Raw genomic sequence first — 20,641 nt, forward strand, 5'->3', positions numbered from 1 at the left:
TCAAAATGGAGAACATGCAGAACAGTTGGGTTATTTCGGACACCATGAATTTGGACACGGCTTCAGCCAGTGAGAGCCTGGGCCGTACCGCCACCCGAAAAGCAACGCATCGAAAAGCTAAAAATACCGCAAAGGCCAGCGGCAGAAAGCCGAGAAGCCGCGCCAAGGCCAAGGAGCTGACCGCCCTGTCCTATCTGGTGATCGCGGCCGTGCTTATTTTTGTGGTCTGTATCGGTCTTTTGTTCCAGCAGTCCATGATTTCAGAGCTGAACGAGGAAGTGCGCACCATGCAGGCCGAGCTTGAGGACAAGCAGGCAGTGAACGACAGTAAAAACGGGCAGATCATGGCCAGCACCGAGGACTTGAGCGGCATTGAAGCCACCGCCAGAGGCTACGGCATGACCACACCCACCGCCAGCCAGTACGTTTATGAGACCACCATGGAAAACACGCAGAGAGCGTCAGCGGACACCCAGGGCGACAGCTGGCTCCGTTCGATTTTTAAATAATCGAGGCTGACAATGAGAGCGCGTAAGAAAAAAAAGAAAAATTTAAAACAATCCCGGATGTTTTATGCAATTGTTATTTTAGCAGTTGCATTTTTAATACTTGTAATAAAGCTGATGTATTTACAGATCATCGACTCCACCGACCAGTACTCGCGTCAGGTGGATCAGCTGGTGGAGGAGGTGCCGTTAAAGGCCTCGAGGGGGAACATCTACGACCGCAACATGCGCATTCTGGTGCAGGACTCCACCGCCACCGCCATTCACGTTATCCCGTTGGAGGTTAAGGAGCCCGAGCGGCTGGCCAAGGGGCTCAGTGAAAAGCTGAACCTTGACTACCAGGAGGTTTTAGACAAGGTCAATAAGGTTGAGGATGACAAGGTCGAGGTCAAAAACGGGGTCAAAAAAGGCGACGGCGAAAAGGTGGCCGCTGAAATCCCCGAGGGCGTCAGCTTTCTGGACGGCACGGTCTACGCGGTGCCCGATGAGGTCAAGGACCCGGATTCGGCCGCCCAGGTGCTGGTCAACGTGCTGGGCATGGACTACGACGATGCCCGGGAGGTATTGACCCGGAAGGAAAACAGCGCGGTGCTCATCGAGGGCAAGGTGGATAATAACCTGGCCCGTGAGATTAAAGAGGACCAGGCCATTAAAAACGAAAAGGGCGATACCAAAAGCTATAACGGCATCGAGCTGATCGAGGATAAACGCCGCTATTACACCAACGGGAATTTCGCCTCCTATGTCCTCGGCTTCACAGGCCAGGACCATACAGGCCTTGCAGGCGTCGAGTCCTTCTACGATGATCAGCTTAAGGGTGACGACGGCATCATCTATTTCCAGAAGGATGCCCAGGGCAACCAGATCCCATCCCAGACCAAGATCATCAAGGAGGCGACCCAGGGCAAGGACTTAACCCTGACCATCGACAGCAATATTCAGATGCTGGCCGAGCGGGGTCTTAAATCCGCCGTTGAGGAATGGAAGGCCAAGAGCGGCACCGCCATTGTCATGGATACCAAGACCGGCGAGATCATCGCCATGGCGACCCAGCCGGATTACAATCTCAACGACCCGTACAGCATCAGCGACTATTACAGCTCCAAGCACGCGAACGACCTGAAGGACAAGTCCAAGGCCGATCAGCTCAGTGAGATGTGGAAAAACCCGGCAGTCAGCTTTATTTACGAGCCCGGCTCCACCTTTAAAGCCGTGACCGCGTCCAGCGCCCTTGAGGAGGGCGTGGTGACACCGGATACCACGGTTTACTGCAGCGGCTCCATCAACATTAACGGCGTCACGGTTAACTGTACCGGCTCCCACGGCACCCAGACGGTTTCCCAGGCCATTGCCAACTCCTGTAACCCGGGGCTGGTTCAGATCATTCAGAAGCTGGACCCGCAGCTCTTCTACCAGTATGTCTACAACTACGGTTTTGGCAAGCAGACCGGCATCGAGCTGCCCGGCGAGGAAGCGGGCATTATCAACCGGCCCTTTGACGGGAACGGCGAGATCAACCTGCTGGATTATGCCACCTTCTCCTTTGGACAGGGCCTTGCCACCACACCGATTCAGCTGCTCTCAGCGCTGAACTGCGTGGTTAACAACGGCTATTACATGAATCCGACCATTGTCGGAAAGGGGAGCAGTCAGCAGGAATATGTCAATAACCAGCTGAACGGCCCCAAGCAGATCATCTCCTCGGACACCTCGGCCGAAATGCGCAACATCATGAAAAATGTCGTCGCTGAAAACTCGACCCTAGCCAGCCTGGCAGAGGGCTACAGCATCGGCGGCAAGACCGGTACAGCCGAAAAATTCGTGGACGGCGCTTACAACAGCACCTATTACGTCACCTCCTTTTTCTGCTACGCGCCGGTCGAGGATCCGCGGTACTCCATTCTTCTGGTACTCGACGAGCCCGACCCCAGTGCCTTTGGGGGCACCAGCGCCGCGCCGACAGCCATCAACCTGATGAAGCAGGTGCTGGACTACATGGGCGGCCAGACCGACAGCGACACCCAGATTCAACAGAATGCCATCACCGTGCCCGATCTGATCGGCCAGGAAAAGGATTTTGCGGTTAAGATTCTGGAGGAAAAGGGCATCAAGTACAAGCTGGACGTGAAGGGCGACGGCGATACCGTCATTTCCCAGAGCTTCCCGGCCCAGAGTGTCTACGACCCCAACACAGAGCTGGTGCTTGAAATTGGCTCCCAGAGCAGTGAAAATGGCGACAAGGTCACAGTTCCAGACCTCAACGGCATGTCCATCCAGTCTGTCAACGAGATCGTCACCGGCCTTGGCCTCAACCTCAAAGTCACCGGCTCCGGCTTTGCCGCCGAGCAGTCCGTGGCAGCAGGAAGCGTTGTCGACAAGGGAAGTGAGATCAGCGTCACCTTTAAGCCTTAGACAATTAAGATGGAGACAGCGGCGACCGTACGAAACGGGCGGTCGTCGCTGAACAGCTAAAACCGCCGATGGATATTATGGGATGTGGCACAATCAGAGTACTCTTACCTCTCAGCTTCGGCGGCTCTGCGGAAAAATGCACAGCATTCTTTCTCAATGAGACCGCAGGCGCTGTTCGGTAAAGTACCCTGCTCGCGCCACGGGGGTAAATATCCATCGGCTCCAATGAAAATTGATTGTATTGTGGTGCGGCGGATTCTATTTTTAGGCAACATTGATCTCATTCAGCTAAAAACAGCTGAACCGCTGCCCTCAGATTCTGTGAGAAAGCAATGGATTTTCACCCTTTCGCACCGCAGAGCGCAACACTTTACCGAACTGCGCCTACGGTCTCATTACCTTACCGCTGCATATAACTAACGCAGAGCCGTCGAAGCCGTGAGGTAAGAGTGCTGGGATTTGCGGCATATCTGAAAAATCCATTGCTTGTCCCGCGCTACGGAGGCGACCGCCCGTTTCGTACGGTCGTGGGGCTTAAGCTTTAGATCATCATTGAAGAAGCAGGAATTTCTTGCTTCTTTTTGTCAATTTGTAAATAAAATGTAAAATTGTTGGAACCTTGCCTGTGGTTTTGCTATAATAAGAAAGTATGTAAAAATTTCAGTTTGTCTTTGACAAAACAACAAGAGAAAGAAGATACTCAGATATGGAAAAAGTTTCACTTGAGCAATTGGTGAAAATCACAGAAGGCCGGCTCATCCAGACTGGCAAAACCGGCTGGATCAGCGGCGCGGCGATCGATAGCCGTAAAATCGAAAAAAACGATCTTTTTATCCCCATTAAGGGTGAAAAGGTAGATGGACACCGTTTCATCGAAATCGCGGCTGAAAAGGGCTGCTCAACAAGTTTTACAGAGACAGCGGCCCTGGACTTTCCGGCGGGCATCAATGTCATTCTGGTCGAATCCTGCCTGGAGGCCATGAAGGCTCTGGCAAAGTACAACCGGGACCGCTACGCTATCCCCGTTATCGCCGTTACCGGCAGCAGCGGAAAAACGACCACCAAGGACCTCATCGCCTCGGTGCTGTCCCAGAAATACAACACCTTAAAAACCCAGGGGAATTTTAATAACGAGTACGGGATCCCCCAGACCCTCTTTAATTTACAGCCGGAGCACGAAATCGCTGTGATCGAGATGGGCATGGATCATCTTGATGATATCCGGAAATCCATCGGCGAGGTCCGGCCCCACATCGGCGTCATTACCAATATCGGCACGGCCCACATCGAGATCCTGAAAACCCAGGATAACATTCTGGCCGCCAAGAAAGAGATTTTCGAGACCATGGGTGCGGACGACATTGCGCTGCTCAATGGGGACGATGTGTATTTAAATAAGATCAATGAGGCGGAGGAACCCTTCTCGGTCGTGCGGGTAGGTATCCAGAGCGCGGGCCTGTCACTCAGGGCAGAGCAGGTGGAGTCCTCAGCCCAGGGCATCCGCTTTGTGGCAGACGGCGAGCGCTATCACTTCGCCTATCCTGGCATTCACAATGTTTATAACTGCCTGACCGCCATCTGGCTCGGCAAAAAATATCAGATGACCCAGGACGAGATCCAGCGGGGCCTTGACGCCTTTAAGCCAAGCGGCAACCGCATGGATATTGTCCAGGTAAAGGAAACCACGGTGATCAACGATTCCTATAACGCCAACCCCGACGCCATGAAGGCGGCCCTCGATATGCTGTGGGACATGGGCAAGAACAGCCGCAGGCTTGCGGTGCTCGGCGATATGCTGGAAATGGGCGAGATGGCTGAGAGCGGCCACCTTGAGATCGGCGCCTACGCGGCAGAAAAGGCCGATGTGCTCATCGCTGTCGGGCCGGAATCAAAGGCCTACATCAAGGGGGCAGGCGCCAGCCTGGCCGATGAAAGCTGCTTCTGGACCGCCGACGCAGAGGGCGCGGGCAGACTGCTGAGAAAGCTTATGACACCGGGAGACGTCATACTCATCAAGGCCTCCAGGGGCGTACATCTGGAAAAAACACTGGAAATGATTCAGGAGTAAAGGAAGAGGAAACAAGGAAAAGATGGATACTTTAAAATTTTCAATTATCAGTTTATTGGTCGCGTTTGTCATTGTCTGGCTCGCCATGCCCAGAGTCCTGCCGGTTCTGCACCGGCTGCACTTCGGACAGGCCATCCGTGAGGAGGGCCCCCAGAGCCATATGAAAAAATCCGGCACCCCCACCATGGGCGGCCTGGTCATTCAGGGCGCGATTTTGATCGCGGTGATCATCATCAGTTTATTGACCGGAAAATGGGATTTCTTTCCATTGACCGTGATGGTGGCGTTTGGGGCCATTGGCTTTATCGACGACTATATCAAGGTTTCAAAAAAGCATAACCTGGGTCTGCGCGCCTGGCAGAAGCTGGTGCTCCAGTTTGTGGCAGCCCTGGCCATTGCGTTCTACGCGGCGTGGACACCTTCCATCGGCACAGAGCTGGTCGTCCCGTTTACTGGCACTACGGTCGATTTTGGCATCTGGTATGTTCCCTTTACCTTTTTTGCTGTCGTGGCAGTGACCAACGCAGTCAACCTGACCGACGGCCTTGACGGTCTCGCCTCCGGCGTCACCGCCATTGTGTGTGTGTTCTTCCTGGCTGTGGCCGTGGCGCTCAGCCAGGTCAGCACCGCTGTTTTCACCGGCGCGGTCATCGGCGCGTGCCTGGGCTTCCTGCGCTACAACTCAAACCCGGCGGAGATTTTTATGGGGGATACGGGCTCCATGGCGCTGGGCGGCGCGGTGATCGTGATGGCCATCATCACACGGATGCAGATCTTCGTGCTGATCGCGGGCCTGCTCTATGTCATTGAGGCCTTATCGGTGGTTATCCAGGTCGGCTACTTCAAGCTGACCCACGGCAAGCGCTTCTTTAAAATGGCGCCGATCCACCATCACTTTGAGCTCAAGGGCTGGAGTGAGACCCGGGTCGTCACCGTGTTCTGGGTGGTCACAGCAGTCTTTGTGGCGCTGGCATTTTTATGTTTATAATTTAGGAGGCGTGAGTAAAATTGAGTGAAAAGATTTTAGTGATTGGAGCTGCCCGCAGCGGCGTGGCGGTTTCAAAGCTTTTAATGGATAACGGCAAAGCAGTTGTGCTGACCGACAATCGTCCGGAGGACGTGGTTCTGGCAGAGTTTCCACAGGTGCGGGAGACCTTGGCAGAGCTTGAGGAAAAGGGCATCGAAACGGTTTTTGGAAGACAGATCGACACGAAGGTTATCAATGAGATCGACCGTGTGGTCACCAGCCCGGGCGTGCCGCTGACCATCCCCATCATCACCGAGGCCTACCGCTGCGGCGTGCCTGTCATCGGTGAGGCTGAGCTGGCCTACTGCATGACAAAGGCCCCCTTTGTAGCCATCACCGGCACCAACGGCAAAACCACCACCACCACACTGACGGGTGAGATCTTTAAAAACAGCGGCCGCAGGACCTACACAGTAGGCAACATCGGCGACCCCATCAGCAATTATGTGACAGGGGCAGCCCCGGAGGACGTGTTCGTGACAGAGATCAGCGCGTTTCAGCTCGAGACCATCAATAAGTTCCGTCCTGTGGCCTCCGCCATCTTAAACCTGTCGCCGGACCACATGGACCGGTACGGCACCATGGAAAACTATATTGCCGCCAAGGCCCGTATTTTTGAAAACCAGCGCGGCGAGGACTTCCTGGTGCTCAACGCCGACGACGAGCAGGTCTGTGAGCTGGGCCGCCAGGCACAGTGCCGGAAATACTATTTCAGCCTGGATAAAAAGGTCGCCCAGGGCGCCTACGCCATGGACGGCGGTATTTTTATCAATGACAATGAATCGGTCATTCCCATCTGCCGCGTTGAGGAAATGGGCATCAAGGGCCCCCACAATGTTCAGAACGCCCTGGCGGCTACCGTGCTCGCCTACTTTATGGGCGTGGATGTGGTCAGCATCGCGGAAACGCTGAAGTCCTTTGGCGGAGTCGAGCACCGTCAGGAATTTGTGGCCAGCATCGGCGGCGTGGATTATATCAACGATTCCAAGGGCACCAATACCAACGCGGCCATCGTGGCCCTGAACGCCATGACCAAGCCCGTGGTCCTCATCGCCGGCGGTTATGATAAAAAGGAAGACTACAGCGACTTTATCGAGGTGGTAAAGCAGAAGGTAAAACGGATGATCCTGGTCGGCGCCACGGCTCCACAGATCGAGGAGACCGCCCAGAATCAGGGCTATTACAACACCGTGCGCGTGGGCGATTATGACGAGGCCGTCAAGGTCGCCTCCGAATGTGCGCTGCCCGGCGACGTGGTGCTGCTGTCACCGGCCTGTGCCAGCTGGGACATGTTTGATAATTTTGAAATCAGAGGACAGGTCTTTAAGGATTTAGTGAAACGAATCGGGAGTAACTGATGAAAAAAGGAAAAGTAGACAGGCCGTTTGTCATCGCACTGTTGATATTGGTAGGCTTTGGCCTCTTGATGGTCTTTAGCGCCAGCATGTACTCATCAACCGTCGACGGCAGCAAGGGCTACGCGCTCTTTCTCAAGCAATTTGGGTTTGTGGCGCTGGGGCTCGTTGTCATGGGCTTTATGAGCAATATCGATTATCGCAAATACAATAATAAGAAAATCAGCATGATCCTGCTGGTCGTGACGGTCTTTCTGCTGCTCCTTGTAATGATACCGGGCATCGGGGTAGAGGTCAATGATGCCAGGCGGTGGCTGAATGTCGGCATCGGCCAGTTCCAGCCTTCAGAGCTCGCAAAGGTCACAGGCATTCTCTACCTCTCCTCACTGCTGACGCGGGAGCCGGAGGTGCTGAACGGCAGCACCTGGGAGTTTACCAAGCAGTGTATGGCCCCGATTTTCCTGATCTGCGGCATCACTGCCATCGAGCCCTCGCTGAGCGCGGCCATGGCCATTGGCTTTGGCATGGTGGCTGTGCTCTATTTTGCAGGGGTGCGCTTTAAACGCTTCGCGCCCTATGCGGCAGTCGGCGTGGCAGGGGTCGTTGTGCTGATGATCATTGAGCCTTGGCGTCTGGAGCGTTTTAACGTGTTCCTGGGCCGCGGCAGCGTCGATTACCAGATTACCCAGTCGCTTTTAGCCATTGGGACCGGCGGCATCTTTGGCCAGGGGCTGGGCAACGGCAAGCAGAAATTTCTGTTCCTGCCCGAGCTTCAGAATGACTTTATTTTCGCCAATATCGGTGAGGAGTTCGGCCTCATCGGCTGTGTTTTTGTTTTGGGTCTTTTCGCCTTCATTATCTGGCGGGGCTTTAAAATTGCCAACACCTCGCCGGACCGGTTTGGTTATTTGTACACCAGCAGCGTCATGCTGCTGCTGGGCTTTCAGGTATTTGTAAATGTCGGGGTCGCCACCTCGGTCATTCCGGTTACCGGGATGGCGCTGCCCTTTGTCAGTGCGGGCGGCACCTCGATGGTCGTGCTCTTTGCCATGCTGGGGCCCATATTGAACATCTCAAGGCAGGCAGACCTGCGCAAGAGAAAGGGGAGAAGAAAATGAAAATTTTAGTGGCGGCCGGCGGCACCGGAGGGCATATCTATCCGGGACTGGCCATTGCAGATAAATTAAAGGAGCGCCTGCCCGACGCCGAGATTATTTTTATCGGCTCGCAGGTGGGAATGGAGAAAAACATCGTGCCCAAGGAGGGCTACCCCATCGAGTACATCCGTGTACGGGGCTTTGAACGGGAGCTGTCCCTGGAAACCCTGGCCGCGGTCAAGGGAATCTTTGACGGCATTTCAGACTCCAGGAAGGTTCTGAAAAGGCACCAGCCCGATCTGGTGGTGGGCACCGGCGGCTTCACCTGCGGCCCGCTGTTGCTCGAGGCCGCCAAGCGGGGCATCCCCACCATGATCCATGAGCAGAATGCCTACCCGGGCAAAACCAACCGGATGCTGGGCAAAAAAGTGGACCGTGTGGCCATCAGCTTTAAGGAGGCTGCCGAGTACTTTCCAGAGGATAAAACCTTTCTGGCAGGCAACCCGGTGCGCGACGTGTTTAAACAGACCGACCGCCAGGCCCTCAGAGACAGGCTCGGGCTTAAGGACAGCCAGCGGCTGGTCGTGATCATGGGCGGCAGCCAGGGCGCCGGGAGCATCAACCAGGCGGCAGTCGGCTTTATCGTCCAAAATGCCGGCAATCCGGATATGGTGGTCTATCATCTGACCGGGAGAGGACAGTATGATAAAGTCCTAGATAGTTTAAAGGAAAATGATGTAAAATTAGATGATTGCCGTAATATAAACGTATTAGCTTACAGCAATGATGTCCATACACTCATCGGCGCGGGGGATCTGGTTGTCAGCCGGTCCGGGGCCATGTCGGTGGCCGAGATCGCGGCGGTGGGCATTCCATCCATTCTGGTGCCCTATCCCATGGCGGCCGGAAACCATCAGGAATTTAACGCCCGCGTGATTACAGACAACGGCGGCGGTATCCTGATCCACGACGCGGAGCTGACACAGAGCCTGCTGGCTGAGACCATCCCGGCGCTGCTCCGGGACGAGAAGGGGCTTGAGAAAATGCGGAGGGCCACAAAAGAGCGGGCAATACTGGATGCAGGCGACCGGATTTGCGCTGAAGCTTTGAAGCTGATCAAATAAATTGAATAAAAACAAATAAAAAGGGTGACAAAAACCGGTAAATGGTGATAAAATGGATGAAAAGCTGCAAAGACGTAAAAAATTAAAAAAAAATAAAAGGAAAAGACTGCTAAAATATGTTACACTATTAGTGGTTGCTGTTTCTATTTTATTTGTCTTTGTTTTTGTCATGGCACGCGCCATTTCCGCCGGTGTGTTTAACATCAAGCATATTGAAGTAATTGGAAATGAAGTTGTCGATAGCGAAACAATTGTAGAAACTTCGGGAATCAATGAAGGTGAAAGCATTTTTTGGGTAGATTTAAACAAGGCTCACTATAATATTGAGGAACTCATAAATGTTGAGAAGCTGGAGATAACAAAAGTAATGCCGGACAAGATTGTCATCAAGGTCAAGGAAGCGCCGGCCATCTGCGCGGTCAACTATGACAGCAAGATCAATTACATCAACCGTGAGGGGCTTCTGGTAGAGCGCAGTGAGTATCTCCGCAAGACGGATATTCCCATTGTCACAGGCTTCACGGATATTACCATTGACAAAATCGGGCAGCCGGTCACCTTCAGTCCAGACTGGAAGTTTGACACAGTCATGGAGATTCTGAAGACCTTCCAGAACGATGGAAACCTTACGAAGGTTTCGGAAGTGGGTATTACGGAAAACAATACCTATCGGATCATTACAAAAAATAACGTGGTGATGACAGTGTCGGATCTGGATAACTTTAAGGGCTCTTACGATTATATCAATACGGTTTTTTCCGAAAACAAGAGCAATCTGGACATCAATCTGACGACTGGCGGCAACAAACCGATTCTGAAACCAAGATAAACTGAGGTGAAGGCTTGAAGCGAAAAGGCAGTTTGGCCATTGCGTTAATATGTATTTTTGTGGGGGTATTGATCATCCTTCAAATGAAGACAGTGGACCAGCTGGGCGGAACGGTCGATTCCGAGCGCGCCGGTGATCTGGCTGCTGAAGTGAAGGCCCTCGAAAACAAAAATGACGAGCTGAACAACCAGCTCGAAGACCTCGAGAACCAGCTGGCTAATTATGAATCCAACGCCGCTGGAACCGATGATGTCATAAAGAAAAAACAGCAGGAGCTGGAAAAGGAGCGGGTGCTGGCAGGTGTAACGGATGTGACGGGTTCAGGCCTGGTCATCACCATTGATACCGACAGCACAGATTATGACGCCTCCCTTTATTCCAAAAGCTCCGACCTGCTGCTCTCACTGGTAAATGAGCTGAACGCAGCGGGGGCTGAGGCCATTTCCATCAATGGCGAACGATTGATTAATACCTCGGAGATCCGCCAGGCGGGCTCCTATATTAATATAAACCGTAACAAATACGGTGCACCCTTTGAGGTGAAAGTCATTGGCAATTCCCAGGACCTGTCCGCTGCCATCAAAATGCGGGCCGGTGTTGTGGATGTCATGCAGTCCAATAAGCTGAAGGTTTCTATTTCACAGGAGGACAATGTTCTGGTAAAGGCCTACAGCGGAGTGATTGACTTTAAGTATGCAACGCCGGTCTCAGGCAGTGGGGCCGATGAATAGCGGTGGGCTATGAAGAGTATGAATGAAAAAACCATGAACTGGATACTGGTTTCGGTCTTTCTGGTGGTTGGCATCGGAATGGCCCTGATCGTGAAGGAGATTGGTTCCAAGGATATCCCGGCGCAGCGTACCTTTGTCAACGCGAAGACCTTATACAACCAGGAGCTTGAGGAGGATAACCTCAAGGTGAAAAATGAAGAGCTCAGCAAAAAACTGGAGGCTGAGCAGAAACGGCTCGAAACCTACGAGGAGGCCCAGAGGGCCATCGCGGATGACGGGTCTGTGGTCGACACTGTCGGCCAGTATCTGGACTCAGAGCTCGAAAACTATCAAATGGCAGACGGCTCTGTCGCCATTCAGGGGCCCGGTATTGTCATCACGCTGGAAGACAGCGAGAAGGCCATCGAGCCCGGTGAGAACCCCAATAAATACCTGGTGCACAACTCAGATGTGCTGGCCGTCATCAACGAACTGAAGGCCGCCGGTGCAGAGGGGATCCAGCTCAATAAAATGCGCGTCACCAGCAGCAGCAACATCGACTGCGGCGGTGCGGTTATCAATGTGGATGATGAGATATCCTCTCCGCCATTTGTGATTGAGGCCATTGGAGACCCGGAATCCATGTATATTTACTTAAATTCTGATGAAAGTGTTATTCAACTGTTGAAATATTGGGAAATAAAGGTTAATATAGAAAAGTCAGAATATTTACGACTCAACAAAAGTAACAAAAAGTAATAAACTGTAATTTGATTTTTTGCAGAGAAACGAGGACAACGATGCTATATCCATTAATAGGGCTGCTCGCAGGACTTTTAATCGGTGTTGTTTTGCCTTTTGAAATACCGCTGGCATATTCATCCTATCTCTCGATCGCGATACTCGCTTCGCTGAACTCAGTATTTGGCGGCATCCAGGCTGACCTGGAAGGAAAATTCGACCAAAAGCTGTTTATCACCGGGTTTTTTGGCAACACCATTCTGGCGGCGCTGCTGACCTATATCGGTGACCGGGTAGGGATTCCAATATATTACGCAGCAATCTTTTATTTTGGAACCAGCCTGTTTTCAAGCTTTGCGAAGATCCGGCGCTATTATTTCCGCTCCGGCAGCAAAGAATCAGATCCTAAAGCGATTTCAAAGGAACAGAAGCATGGCCATTCAACCGGCCATAAGGCTGAGCCTATAGAAATAATACATTCCACGACCGATGATTTGGACGAGACAGAGGACTATGAGGAAGAAGACTACGAAGCTGTCGAGCTTGACAAGGACGGCTACCGCGGAGACGCTTCCGACGAGGATGAAGTTTTTGAAGATGATGAAGAACTGGATGAAGAAAAAAAAAATGATGATAAAAAACAAACTAAGAGTTTCTTACGTGAAATAGAGGAGGAAGAAAAGTGATTGAATTAGATGGCTACAATGATAATTTTGCGAGAATTCGTGTAATTGGTGTTGGCGGCGGCGGGAACAATGCCGTTAACCGCATGATCGAATCAGGTCTGAAGGGTGTTGACTTCATATCCATCAATACCGATAATCAGGCATTAGCCCTGACCCTGGCTGAAAAACGCCTTCAGATTGGTGAAAAGACCACTGGCGGTCTTGGTGCGGGCGGTAACCCTGAAATGGGACAGAAGTCTGCGGAAGAAAGCCGTGATGCCATTGCAGATTTAATTCAGGAAACCGATCTGTTGTTTATCACTGCTGGTATGGGCGGCGGAACCGGTTCCGGTGCTGCGCCGATCATTGCAAAAATTGCCCGTGAAATGGGTATCCTGACCATTGGTGTTGTCACCAAACCATTTTCCTTTGAAGGCCGGGTACGTATGCGCAACGCTCAGATTGCCAGTGATTTCCTTCAGGACAATGTCGATGCGCTGGTAACCATTCCAAATGACCGCTTATTAAGAATGGCCGATAAGACCACTTCCTTAAGAGATGCCTTCAAGCTGGCTGATGATGTATTATTACAGGGTGTCAAGAGTATTTCGGACCTGATCTCTATGCCGGGTCTTGTAAGCCTTGACTTTGCCGACGTTAAGACCATCATGAAGGATGCCGGTCTGGCTCACATGGGTGTTGGCCGCGCTTCCGGTGAAAACCGTGCCGAAGAAGCGGCAAAAGAAGCCATCTTAAGCCCGTTGCTGGAAACCGAAATCGACGGCGCAACCGGCGTGCTCTTAAACATTACCGCAGGCGAAGACCTGTCACTCTTTGAAGTCGACAGAGCCGCTACCATTGCGAGAGAAGCCTCCGACGAGGACGCCAACGTAATCTTTGGTGCGACCATCGATGAAAGCTTTGGCGATGAAATTCAGATTACCGTTATCGCTACCGGATTTTTACCGGCAGAAGAAGTGGAAGCTAAAAAAGCTGCAATCCTGAACAGTGCCAATGCCACAGCTGCAAATACAGCCCCTAAGACTGAAACCAAAACCACCAGCGGCGCAGGTGAATTTGCGATTCCTGGTTTTTTAAGCAACGAAGACTAAGGTGTGTGAATGAAGTGTCCCTTTTGTGATTATGACGAAAGCAAAGTAGTTGATTCACGACCTGTTGAAGAAGGCACTATGATTCGTAGAAGGAGGGAATGTATCCGGTGTTCCAAAAGGTTTACGACCTATGAGCGCATTGAAAACATTCCCTTGATCGTTGTTAAAAAAGGCGGGCAGCGCGTCCCCTTTGATAAAAATAAAATTTTGAACGGGATGATCAAAGCCTGTGAAAAACGTCCGGTACCCATCGACAACATTCAGCGTGTGGTCGATTTAATGGAGAAGGAGCTTTATCAGGTTGAAGATAAAGAGGTGGAATCATCCTATATTGGAGAGCGTGTCATGGACGCGCTTAAGGATATCGATCAGGTGGCCTACGTTCGTTTTGCATCAGTTTATCGTGAGTTTAAGGATGTTGAATCCTTTATGGATGAACTGAACCGCCTTATGTCGGAACGCTGAAGGCGTGGAGTAGTGAATGAAATTTTTTGAAAAAACCATTGCGTCCAAGGAAATTTATCATGGCCGCATCTTAAATTTAAAGGTCGACGAAGTCGAGCTTCCGGATGGAGGGACCTCTTTCCGGGAACTGGTAGACCACAAGCAGGGGGTCGGTATTCTGCCTGTCAGAGGCAACCGGATAATATTCGTGCGCCAGTTTAGAAAGGCCATCGAAAAAGTTATCCTGGAAATACCGGCAGGTCTGGTTGAAGCGGGTGAAGATCCCAAAAAGGCAGCGGTACGGGAGCTGCAGGAAGAAATTGGCCTGAAGCCCCTGGATTTGCACTTTTTAGGAGAAATGTGGCCCTCACCGGGATTTACCAATGAAGTGACCACTTTATTTATGGCGTCTCAATTTGTAATTGAGCCGAGAAAACAGGATGATGATGAATTCATCGAAATTGTCGAAATGCCTATACGGACAGTTCAGATGCTTTACCTCAAAGGTAAATTTTCAGACGCAAAGACTGCCTGTGTTTTAGGTCGCTTTTTTTCTCTTATGTAAATAAAATCATCGAGGTGGTCTTTTATCATCTGTGTTGCACACAGGATAACAGATCACTTTTCTTATTATTTGTAGCAAAAAAATTAAAGCTTTTAAGGAGAAACTGAATGACAGAAAATTTTATCTTTTCCGGTCATGACACGGTGGCGCTGGCAAAGCAGTATGGCACACCGCTTTATGTGATGAGCGAAGATATTTTAAGAGCCAACATCAACCGCATTAAGGCGGCCTTTGAATCGGCCAATGCGGACTATGATGTGAACTATGCCGGTAAAACCTTTTTAAACATGGGAATGTGCCGGATTGTGGCAAGTGAGGGCATCTCTCTGGATGTGGCCTCAGGCGGGGAACTCTATACCGCTGTAAAAAGTGGTTTCAATCCTGCCCGGATCTGCTTTCACGGCAGCAACAAGAATCAGGCGGAGCTGGAGATGGCCCTTGGCTATAAGGTAGGCCGCATCGTGATCGACAGCGAATGGGAGCTGGAACGGCTGCGCCTTCTGACAGACGAGCTGGAACAGTCGGTCAAGGTGCTGTTTCGGGTATCACCAGGCATCGAGGCCCATACCCACGAGCTCATACAGACAGGAAAGATTGATTCCAAGTTTGGCCTGCCGCTGAGCCAGGCCCGTGAAATTATCGGCCGCACAAAGGACATGAGCTATGTGGAGGCTGTGGGGATCCACTGCCATATTGGCTCCCAGATTGCCGATGAAAAGCCTTTTTTACTGGCGTCAGAGGTTATGCTCGATCTTTATAAGGCATTGCTTTCTGATGGGCTGAATCTGACAGAGATCAACCTGGGCGGGGGTTTTGGCATCCCTTACCTGCCCGACGATCCCAGCTTTGACGTCACCAATTATATTCCTAAAATGGTGGATCATATGCGTGAGATGTCTGCACAGCGGGAGGTTCCCATGCCTAAAATTGTCGTGGAGCCTGGCCGTTCTCTTGCGGCGCCGGCAGGTATTACACTGTATACGGTCGGCACCGTCAAAGAGATTCCAGGTCTGAAAAAGTACGTGAGCGTGGATGGGGGCATGGCAGATAATCCGCGCCCGGCCCTTTATGGGGCAGACTACAATGCTGTAATCTGTAATAAGCCACAGGACGAAGCGTTGATGGAGGTGGTAACCGTCAGCGGCAAGGCCTGTGAGACCGATACCCTCATCAAGTCCATTAAGCTGGCGTCACCTCAGCCGGGTGATACGCTGGCAGTGCTTCATACCGGAGCTTATAATTATTCAATGGCCAGCAATTATAACCGTCTCAGAAGACCGGCTGTTGTCCTCTTAAAAGGGGACCGGTCCGAAATTCTGGTTGAACGTGAAAGCTTTGAAGACCTGGTCCGAAATGACCGGATTCCTTCCTGGTTAGAGGACTGATTATGTTTAGCGCGAGTTATTTTATCAACCTGCTGCTGAGCCTGCCGGGGATTCTGGTGGCCATTTCTTTCCATGAAATGGCCCACGGCTACGCGGCAGATGCAATGGGTGACCCGACCCCCAAGCTGGCAGGCCGCCTGACCGTCAACCCGCTTAAGCACATTGACCCCATTGGCTTTATCAGCATGCTGCTTTTCCGGTTTGGCTGGGCCAAGCCCGTGCCGGTCAACCCGAATAATTTTAAGAGCCACCGGAAGGGGATTATTGTTGTCAGCCTGGCGGGCTGCTTCACCAATCTTTTACTGGGATTTATTTCGCTCATTGCGATCTATGCGGTTTCGCCCTTTGCCAATGTGTACCTGCTCCAGATTCTGCAGTATATGTACCTGTACAACTTGATGTTCGCGGTCTTTAACCTCATTCCCATACCGCCCCTTGATGGCTCTCAGATTCTGGCCGAATTTCTGCCCTATAACGCGAAACAGAAATTCTACCAGTTCTCACGCTATGGGATGATTATCCTGCTGCTGCTGGTTGTGTTCAATGTATTCGGCCTGATTATCACCCCCATCATCAATGGGATCGATGGGTTGTTCAGAATGATACTAAACCCACTTTTTTTAATGCTTTGGTCATAAAATGAATAGTTATGAAGTCAGCTTAGAGAAATTTGAAGGTCCTCTGGACCTTCTCATTCATTTAATTCAAAAAAACAAAATTGATATTTACGATATTCCCATCGCGGAGATCACCAACCAGTATCTGGCCCATATCGAGAAGTGGCGTGAGCTCGATATGGAGGTTGCCAGTGAGTTTGTGGTCATGGCCTCCAAGCTTTTGGAAATCAAGTCCAGAATGCTTCTGCCAAGAGCAAAGGATGAGGAAGAGGACGAGGAAGACCTGAAAGAAAAACTGGTGCGCCAGCTCATTGAGTACAAAATCTTTAAAAATATCAGCACCTATCTGGAAGAACGTGAGTGCACCGAGCTTCACGCGGTCTACAAGGACCCGGAATACATACCGGTTATGAACCAGGACGCGGAGGTTGAGATCAACCCTGAGGATATTTTTAAGGCATACTCCAATATATTTTCCCTATACAACGATGAGATTGAGTTCAAGGACTTTTCTCAGGAGATTGTAAGGGAAGTTTTTACTGTGGAGGAAAAAATAGAATACATCGAGGGCCAGTTTGAGCTCAATCGTTCCGGCGAGCTTCATTTTTCAGAGCTGTTCAGAAAAAAAGTGAGCCGGGGTGAGGTTGTGGTCACCTTTCTGGCGCTTTTGGAAATGTATAAAATTAACAACATACGGCTTTTTCAGAACCGTGTATTTCAGGAAATTATCATCAGACAGAGGACAGAGGAATAAATGCAGGAACTTTCAAAAAGCAATAAAAAGCGTTTAAAGGGAATCATCGAGGGCATTCTGTTTGCCGCCGGCGAGCCCGTCGCGCTGCGTGAGCTTGAAAAGGCGATGGAGCTGGATGGGAACACCATTCAGGAGCTTATGTCAGAGCTGGAAAAGGACTACGGCGGCGTGGAAAGGGGCCTGCGTCTGGTACAGGTGAACAAAACCTGGCAGCTGTCCACAAAGCCCGAGCATTACGATTTTATTAAGCAGGTGCTGGGGCAGCAGGAGGCTTCAGGCCTGTCCAAGGCGGCTCTGGAGACCCTTTCCATTATCGCCTACCGCCAGCCGATCACCCGTATTGACATTGACAACCTGAGAGGGGTCAGCTCCAACAGCTCGGTTCAGCGTCTCCTTGACCGGGGACTGATCAAGGAGGCGGGCCGGATGGAGGCGCCGGGCCGCCCGATTCTCTATAAAACAACACCCGCCTTCTTAAAGACCGTCCAATTGAAGCGTATCGAGGATTTGCCGGACTTTAAACAGTTTGCCGAGGGTGAACAGCAGAAATTTGAGATCGCCGCTTCTACGGCAGAAAATATGGAAATTAACACAGTTGAGGAAATGAATTGAGATTACAGAAATATATGGCCCAGTGCGGCGTTGCCTCAAGGCGTAAATCAGAGGAGCTCATTGCCGCCGGCAGAGTGTGTGTCAACGGTGAGACCGTGCTGACCCCTGGTTTTCAGGTAAACCCAGGCGTTGATACGGTTACGGTAAACGGCAAAGCCATTGCCGAGGATCAGAAAATTTATGTGCTGCTGAATAAGCCCAAGGGCGTGGTATCCACCTCGGCAGACCGCCATGCGGATCAGACCGTCATGGACCTGCTGCCTGTCAGGGAGCGGCTGTTTACGGTGGGACGGCTGGATAAGGATACGGAGGGCCTGCTGATTTTAACCAATGATGGCGACCTGACCTTCCGTCTGACCCATCCCAGCCATGAGTTTGATAAGGTTTATGAGGGGCTTGTAAAGGGCATCCCCGCTGCGGATGAGCTGAGGCGTTTTGCCGAGGGGGTTGAGATCGAAGAAGACGACCACACCCTGCACACCACTGCGCCTGCCTCTGTGCAGGTTTTAAAGACCTACAGAAGCACAGCCCTGCTTCAAATGACCATTCACGAGGGAAGAAAACGGCAGATTCGCAAAATGTGCGCGGCCATTCACCATCCGGTCATTCACCTCAAGCGGGTCGCCATTGGCAGCATCACCTTAAAGGGATTGAAGGCTGGTGAATGGCGTTATCTTACAGAGGAAGAAATACGTTATCTGAGGGGAGAAAAAGATGATTAAGATTGTGATTCCTAAAAGCTTTGAGGTGGTCGCCCCGTATTTTAAGGCGCCAGAGCACAAGCGGAGCCTTTATATGACGGCCATGGATGGCGATGTACTTCTTGCCGTGGCCCGTTTTATGGTAAAAGGGGAGACGGCAGAGCTTTACGATATTATAAAGGTTGAGCCGGAGGTGCCCATGGCAGTACTGGATGGCCTGATCCGCACGACCCTGTTCCAGGCAGCCGAGCTGGGCTGTGAAGCCTGCCGGGTTTACAATGTGCCGGATGGACTGAAGTCCTACTTTGCGGGTCACCAGTTCAGGGACTGCGGCGACTACATCGGCCATGACGCTTATGTCAATGAGTTTTTTAAGCCATGCCCGGGGTGTGCCGGTGCCGTCGATTAATGATTTCAGGAGAGTGACCTTGCTGGCAGGGGCCATGATGGCCGGGCATTTACGGGAAGGGGATTCGGCCATCGACGCGACGGCCGGAACCGGCGCGGATACCTGTCTGCTGGCCCGGAGTGTCGGCGCATCTGGGAAGGTCTATGCCTTCGATATCCAGAAGGAAGCTCTGGAAGAAACAGAACAGCGCCTGTCGGCTGAGGGCTTAAGGGACCGTGTCCTGCTTTTTCACAGGGGCCATGAGGAAATGAAGTGTCTCCCGGAGCTCCGGCAGGATTCTAAAATTATGGGGATTATGTTTAATTTAGGGTATCTGCCTCATGGAGACAAAGCCGTATATACAAAGACAGATACCACACTGGCAGCCCTTGAAAGCAGTGTGACGCTGCTGGCGCCAAAGGGCCTGCTCACACTCTGCCTGTACCGGCACCCCGCGGGCCTTGACGAGAGCAGGGCAGCAGAAAAATGGTGCGCACAGCTGGGAACAGGCTTTAATGTACATAAGCTTGAAACAATCAACAAAAATAATCCGCCCTATCTAATTATGGTGGAAAAGACAAAATGAGGCAGATAACGGAAATGAACCAATCGGATACGAAACATGATAGCAAACCGGAACTAAGGGATATTTTTGCAGAGATTAAAGAGCGCTACAAGGACCTGAGCAAAAGCCATAAAAAAATTGCGGCCTTTGTGATGAAGAATTATGAGAAGGCTCCCGACATGTCTGCCATCAAGGTGGCGCAGCATGTAAAAGTCAGCGAAGCGACGGTGGTGCGCTTTGCGCTCTCTTTGGGCTATGAGGGTTACCCGGAGTTCAGAAAGGCGCTTAAAAATGAAATAAACAGCAAATTAACGACCATCGAGCGTATCAATATGACCCTGGGTGACGAAGAAAAAGAGAAGCTGATGCAGCGCTCTGTGGCCGCGGTGCTCAAAAGCGACATCAAGAGCATTAACGGCACCCTTGAAGCCTTTGACTATGATGCGCTCAAAGAGTGCGTGGACCTGATCCGCGGTGCGGGCAAGGTGGTCATTATCGGCTTTAGAACGACCAGTCTGCTCACCGAGCACCTGGGCTACTATCTGAACCTGATCTTAGATGATGTCCGGGTGATCAACCACGGTGTAACCGACGTGTATGAGCATTTGATCAAAATCGGCGAGGGCGACGTGGTCATTGCCATGAGCTTTCCGCGCTACGCCCAGAAAACCTATGAAGCGATACAATTTCTTAAGAACCGGGGGCCCAGGATCATCACCATATCGGACAGCGAGCACGCTCCCATCAATGAGTTTGCAGACTACAAGCTGATTGCGAAGAGCAATGTCTATTCCTTTGTGGATTCTCTGGTGGCGCCCTTAAGTCTGATTAACGCACTGGTCGTGGCAGTGGGCTTTAAAAATATCAAAGAGACAAAACAGACCTTTAACGAGCTCGAGGAAATCTGGAAAGAGCATTATATTTATACCGGCGACGAGTTCGTCAAGGATCTATAGGAGAGAGT

Annotated in this window: 21 protein-coding genes and 1 pseudogene; all 22 read left to right on the forward strand. The window is 51.4% G+C overall.

All coding sequences use genetic code 11. The annotated features are described in order from the left end of the window. The first annotated feature begins 5 nt into the window (after positions 1-5). The 22 genes and pseudogenes from I2B62_RS09470 to I2B62_RS09575 all read left to right on the forward strand — a co-directional run bounded on the left by I2B62_RS09470 (position 6) and on the right by I2B62_RS09575 (position 20,633). The gene (locus I2B62_RS09470; protein ID WP_195268721.1) at positions 6-509 is read left to right on the forward strand and encodes an RAMP4 family protein; all 504 of its coding nucleotides are present in this window, start codon (positions 6-8) and stop codon (positions 507-509) included. A gap of 114 nt (positions 510-623) precedes the next feature. Beyond that, a complete protein-coding gene (locus I2B62_RS09475) occupies positions 624-2,918 on the forward strand; it encodes a penicillin-binding transpeptidase domain-containing protein (RefSeq protein ID WP_243259472.1) in 2,295 nt (764 codons plus the stop codon). Positions 2,919-3,624: 706 nt separating this feature from the next. Next, positions 3,625-4,986 carry a UDP-N-acetylmuramoyl-tripeptide--D-alanyl-D-alanine ligase gene (gene murF / locus I2B62_RS09480; RefSeq protein ID WP_195268723.1) on the forward strand — a complete coding sequence of 454 codons (1,362 nt, stop codon included), beginning with the start codon at positions 3,625-3,627 and terminating at the stop codon, positions 4,984-4,986. Positions 4,987-5,008: 22 nt separating this feature from the next. Continuing rightward, positions 5,009-5,974: a phospho-N-acetylmuramoyl-pentapeptide-transferase gene (mraY, locus tag I2B62_RS09485; RefSeq protein WP_195268724.1), complete on the forward strand. Its 966-nt coding sequence runs from the start codon at positions 5,009-5,011 to the stop codon at positions 5,972-5,974. A gap of 20 nt (positions 5,975-5,994) precedes the next feature. Further along, positions 5,995-7,371 carry a UDP-N-acetylmuramoyl-L-alanine--D-glutamate ligase gene (gene murD / locus I2B62_RS09490; protein ID WP_195268725.1) on the forward strand — a complete coding sequence of 459 codons (1,377 nt, stop codon included), beginning with the start codon at positions 5,995-5,997 and terminating at the stop codon, positions 7,369-7,371. Beyond that, on the forward strand, positions 7,371-8,486 hold the full coding sequence (gene ftsW / locus I2B62_RS09495) for a putative lipid II flippase FtsW (RefSeq protein ID WP_195268726.1): 1,116 nt from the start codon (positions 7,371-7,373) through the stop codon (positions 8,484-8,486). The genes murD and ftsW overlap by 1 nt, the downstream gene beginning before the upstream one ends. Further along, on the forward strand, positions 8,483-9,589 hold the full coding sequence (gene murG / locus I2B62_RS09500) for an undecaprenyldiphospho-muramoylpentapeptide beta-N-acetylglucosaminyltransferase (RefSeq protein WP_195268727.1): 1,107 nt from the start codon (positions 8,483-8,485) through the stop codon (positions 9,587-9,589). The genes ftsW and murG overlap by 4 nt, the downstream gene beginning before the upstream one ends. Positions 9,590-9,641: 52 nt before the next feature. Beyond that, positions 9,642-10,418, forward strand: coding sequence for an FtsQ-type POTRA domain-containing protein (locus I2B62_RS09505; RefSeq protein ID WP_195268728.1), 777 nt, complete (start codon positions 9,642-9,644; stop codon positions 10,416-10,418). 14 nt (positions 10,419-10,432) lie between these two features. Beyond that, positions 10,433-11,149, forward strand: coding sequence for a DUF881 domain-containing protein (locus tag I2B62_RS09510; protein WP_195268729.1), 717 nt, complete (start codon positions 10,433-10,435; stop codon positions 11,147-11,149). An 18-nt stretch (positions 11,150-11,167) separates the two neighbouring features. Next, positions 11,168-11,887 (forward strand): DUF881 domain-containing protein, encoded by a 720-nt coding sequence (locus I2B62_RS09515; protein ID WP_207735983.1) that lies wholly within the window; start codon positions 11,168-11,170, stop codon positions 11,885-11,887. A gap of 41 nt (positions 11,888-11,928) precedes the next feature. Continuing rightward, positions 11,929-12,240, forward strand: a pseudogene (locus tag I2B62_RS20515) (small basic family protein); the annotation flags it as partial. Between the two features lie 311 nt (positions 12,241-12,551). Next, positions 12,552-13,646, forward strand: a complete 1,095-nt coding sequence (gene ftsZ, locus I2B62_RS09525) for a cell division protein FtsZ (protein ID WP_195268732.1) — start codon at positions 12,552-12,554, stop codon at positions 13,644-13,646. A 9-nt stretch (positions 13,647-13,655) separates the two neighbouring features. Then, on the forward strand, positions 13,656-14,111 hold the full coding sequence (nrdR, locus tag I2B62_RS09530) for a transcriptional regulator NrdR (protein WP_195268733.1): 456 nt from the start codon (positions 13,656-13,658) through the stop codon (positions 14,109-14,111). Between the two features lie 16 nt (positions 14,112-14,127). Beyond that, the gene (locus I2B62_RS09535) at positions 14,128-14,655 is read left to right on the forward strand and encodes an NUDIX hydrolase (RefSeq protein WP_195268734.1); all 528 of its coding nucleotides are present in this window, start codon (positions 14,128-14,130) and stop codon (positions 14,653-14,655) included. A gap of 107 nt (positions 14,656-14,762) precedes the next feature. Then, positions 14,763-16,040, forward strand: coding sequence for a diaminopimelate decarboxylase (gene lysA, locus I2B62_RS09540; RefSeq protein ID WP_195268735.1), 1,278 nt, complete (start codon positions 14,763-14,765; stop codon positions 16,038-16,040). 2 nt (positions 16,041-16,042) lie between these two features. After that, positions 16,043-16,678 (forward strand): site-2 protease family protein, encoded by a 636-nt coding sequence (locus I2B62_RS09545; RefSeq protein WP_195268736.1) that lies wholly within the window; start codon positions 16,043-16,045, stop codon positions 16,676-16,678. A gap of 1 nt (position 16,679) precedes the next feature. Then, entirely contained in the window at positions 16,680-17,411 is a 732-nt protein-coding gene (locus tag I2B62_RS09550; protein WP_195268737.1) for a segregation/condensation protein A, read from the forward strand. Continuing rightward, complete coding sequence (scpB, locus tag I2B62_RS09555) at positions 17,412-18,023, forward strand: SMC-Scp complex subunit ScpB (protein WP_195268738.1); 612 nt, start codon at positions 17,412-17,414, stop codon at positions 18,021-18,023. Then, entirely contained in the window at positions 18,020-18,745 is a 726-nt protein-coding gene (locus tag I2B62_RS09560) for a pseudouridine synthase (RefSeq protein WP_195268739.1), read from the forward strand. The genes scpB and I2B62_RS09560 overlap by 4 nt, the downstream gene beginning before the upstream one ends. After that, positions 18,738-19,133 carry a hypothetical protein gene (locus tag I2B62_RS09565; RefSeq protein ID WP_195268740.1) on the forward strand — a complete coding sequence of 132 codons (396 nt, stop codon included), beginning with the start codon at positions 18,738-18,740 and terminating at the stop codon, positions 19,131-19,133. The genes I2B62_RS09560 and I2B62_RS09565 overlap by 8 nt, the downstream gene beginning before the upstream one ends. Then, complete coding sequence (locus I2B62_RS09570; protein WP_207735984.1) at positions 19,087-19,698, forward strand: class I SAM-dependent methyltransferase; 612 nt, start codon at positions 19,087-19,089, stop codon at positions 19,696-19,698. The genes I2B62_RS09565 and I2B62_RS09570 overlap by 47 nt, the downstream gene beginning before the upstream one ends. After that, positions 19,695-20,633 (forward strand): MurR/RpiR family transcriptional regulator, encoded by a 939-nt coding sequence (locus I2B62_RS09575; RefSeq protein WP_195268741.1) that lies wholly within the window; start codon positions 19,695-19,697, stop codon positions 20,631-20,633. Before I2B62_RS09570 ends, I2B62_RS09575 begins: the two co-directional genes overlap by 4 nt. Positions 20,634-20,641: the final 8 nt, after the last annotated feature.

The sequence above is a fragment of the Eubacterium sp. 1001713B170207_170306_E7 genome, from assembly GCF_015547515.1.
GTDB lineage: Bacteria > Bacillota > Clostridia > Eubacteriales > Eubacteriaceae > Eubacterium.

Coding starts and splice junctions, on each gene's coding strand:
- I2B62_RS09470 (WP_195268721.1), top strand. CDS start 6: ATGGAGAACATGCAGAACAGTTGGGTTATTTCGGACACCATGAATTTG.
- I2B62_RS09475 (WP_243259472.1), top strand. CDS start 624: ATGTATTTACAGATCATCGACTCCACCGACCAGTACTCGCGTCAGGTG.
- murF (WP_195268723.1), top strand. CDS start 3,625: ATGGAAAAAGTTTCACTTGAGCAATTGGTGAAAATCACAGAAGGCCGG.
- mraY (WP_195268724.1), top strand. CDS start 5,009: ATGGATACTTTAAAATTTTCAATTATCAGTTTATTGGTCGCGTTTGTC.
- ftsW (WP_195268726.1), top strand. CDS start 7,371: ATGAAAAAAGGAAAAGTAGACAGGCCGTTTGTCATCGCACTGTTGATA.
- murG (WP_195268727.1), top strand. CDS start 8,483: ATGAAAATTTTAGTGGCGGCCGGCGGCACCGGAGGGCATATCTATCCG.
- I2B62_RS09505 (WP_195268728.1), top strand. CDS start 9,642: ATGGATGAAAAGCTGCAAAGACGTAAAAAATTAAAAAAAAATAAAAGG.
- I2B62_RS09515 (WP_207735983.1), top strand. CDS start 11,168: ATGAATGAAAAAACCATGAACTGGATACTGGTTTCGGTCTTTCTGGTG.
- nrdR (WP_195268733.1), top strand. CDS start 13,656: ATGAAGTGTCCCTTTTGTGATTATGACGAAAGCAAAGTAGTTGATTCA.
- I2B62_RS09535 (WP_195268734.1), top strand. CDS start 14,128: ATGAAATTTTTTGAAAAAACCATTGCGTCCAAGGAAATTTATCATGGC.
- lysA (WP_195268735.1), top strand. CDS start 14,763: ATGACAGAAAATTTTATCTTTTCCGGTCATGACACGGTGGCGCTGGCA.
- I2B62_RS09545 (WP_195268736.1), top strand. CDS start 16,043: ATGTTTAGCGCGAGTTATTTTATCAACCTGCTGCTGAGCCTGCCGGGG.
- I2B62_RS09550 (WP_195268737.1), top strand. CDS start 16,680: ATGAATAGTTATGAAGTCAGCTTAGAGAAATTTGAAGGTCCTCTGGAC.
- scpB (WP_195268738.1), top strand. CDS start 17,412: ATGCAGGAACTTTCAAAAAGCAATAAAAAGCGTTTAAAGGGAATCATC.
- I2B62_RS09565 (WP_195268740.1), top strand. CDS start 18,738: ATGATTAAGATTGTGATTCCTAAAAGCTTTGAGGTGGTCGCCCCGTAT.
- I2B62_RS09570 (WP_207735984.1), top strand. CDS start 19,087: ATGAGTTTTTTAAGCCATGCCCGGGGTGTGCCGGTGCCGTCGATTAAT.
- I2B62_RS09575 (WP_195268741.1), top strand. CDS start 19,695: ATGAGGCAGATAACGGAAATGAACCAATCGGATACGAAACATGATAGC.